Annotated in this window: 2 protein-coding genes; one reads left to right on the top strand and one right to left on the bottom strand. The window is 73.1% G+C overall.

Annotated elements, in window-relative coordinates:
* Positions 1–934, bottom strand: a 934-nt coding sequence (locus tag EIO58_RS17180) for an ABC transporter ATP-binding protein (RefSeq protein ID WP_240658972.1), incomplete at its 3' end; no start/stop codon positions are given.
* A 196-nt stretch (positions 935–1,130) separates the two neighbouring features.
* Here EIO58_RS17180 and EIO58_RS17175 point away from each other — a divergent pair.
* Positions 1,131–1,871, top strand: a 741-nt coding sequence (locus tag EIO58_RS17175) for a LamB/YcsF family protein (protein ID WP_164861837.1), incomplete at its 3' end; no start/stop codon positions are given.

The raw sequence follows: 1,871 nt of genomic DNA, 5'->3' as shown, positions 1-1,871 counted from the left end.
CGCCGGGCTCGGAGACCACCGCGGGCGCGGCATCCCGTGCCTGCTCGGCGGGGGCGATGTCGGGCAGGGCGTCGGCCGGAGCCGTGCGCCGGAACACCTCGGGTCGCAGCCGCACAGCCGCGACCGACGGCGCGGCCTTGACGAGCGCCTGCGTGTACGGGTGCTGGGGATTTTCGAGGATCTGCCGTGCCGGTCCTTGCTCGACGATCCGTCCGCGGTTCATGACCACGACGCGCGACGCGCGCTCGGCCGCGAGTCCGAGGTCGTGCGTGATGAGCATCACGGCCGTGCCGCGGTCGCTCGTCATGCGCTCGAGCTGATCGAGGATGGTCTTCTGCACGGTCACGTCGAGCGCACTCGTCGGCTCGTCGGCGATCAGCAGCTTCGGATCGCACGCGAGGCCGATCGCGATGAGCGCGCGCTGGCGCATGCCGCCCGAGAACTCGTGCGGGTACTGCCTGGCGCGGTCTTCGGCGTTGGGCAGACCGGCGGCGGCGAGCGTCTCGACGACCTTGCGGTCGACGTCCCTGCGGGTCGCGAGGCCGTGCGCCAGGAGCGTCTCGGCGATCTGCGAGCCGATCTTCGCGACGGGGTTGAGGTTCGACATGGGGTCCTGCGGCACCAGGCCGATGGAGCGGCCGCGGATCGTGCGCAGGACGCTCTCGGGGGCGCCCACGAGGTCTTCGCCCTCGAACAGGATGCTGCCCCGGGTGACTCTGCCGTTGCCGGGGAGGAGCCCGATGACCGCCATCGCGGTGGTCGACTTGCCCGAGCCGGACTCGCCGACGATCGCGAGCGTCTCGCCGGCGGCGAGGTCGAGGTCGACGGCCTCGACGGCGTGGACGGGGCCGTCGATGGTCTGGAATTCGACGGCGACGTCACGCACCTGGAGCAGCGGCGCTCCGGCCGCGTGTCGTTCGTGGGTTCGGGCCATGCGCTCCATCCTGCCTCCTGGCGCCCCCTCTCGCACCGCCTCGCCGCCAGCCTTTACGCATCCGTGACGCGCGGTGGCGCGTGCACACAACTCAGGCAGGTGGCCGGGAACGGACGGCTCGCGGTCCGTGCGAGGTACGTGTCGCCTGAGTTGTGGGCCTGGAGAGCGAGCGACTCGTCGGGGCTACCGTGGAAGCGTGGCAGTGATCGACCTCAACGCGGACCTCGGTGAGACGGTCGACGGCCGGCCCACGGCCGACGACGAGGCGATGTTCGCCGTGATCTCGAGCGCGAGCGTCGCGTGCGGCGGGCACGCCGGCGACGCCGCGTCGATGCGCGAGTCGGTCGAGCGTGCGAGCCGGTTCGGCGTGGCGATCGGAGCGCACCCGTCGTATCCCGATCGCGTGAACTTCGGTCGGGTTCCCGTCGCGATGGCCCCGGCGTCGCTGCAGGCCGCCGTCGAAGCGCAGCTCGAGGCTCTCGCCGCGGCGGGCGGCGACATCCACTACGTCAAGCCCCACGGCGCGCTCTATCACGCCGTCACCGCCGACGCGGAGCAGGCGGATGCCGTCGCCCGAGCCGTCGCCGCGTTCTCGGCACGCGTCGGCCGTGCCCTGCCCCTGCTGGGCCTCGGCGGGGAGATCCCGCGCGCCGCGGCATCCGTCGGCCTCCGGTTCGTGCGCGAGGCGTTCCTCGACCGCGGATACCTCGCGGACGGATCGCTCGTATCGCGCACGAGGCCCGGCGCGCTGCTCGACGACCCTCACACGGTGGCGGAGCGCGCGGTGCGTCTGGTGCAGGACGGGGTCGTCGAGGCCGTCGACGGCACAGCCGTCGCGGTCGAGGCGGGGTCGCTGTGCCTCCACGGCGACTCGCCCGCGGCCGTCGACATGGCGCGGGCGGTGCGCGCGGCGCTGGTCTCGGAGGGCGTGGAGGTG

The organism is Microbacterium sp. CPCC 204701, assembly GCF_004010105.1.
GTDB lineage: Bacteria > Actinomycetota > Actinomycetes > Actinomycetales > Microbacteriaceae > Microbacterium.
This window is presented reverse-complemented; position numbering and strand designations above follow the sequence as displayed.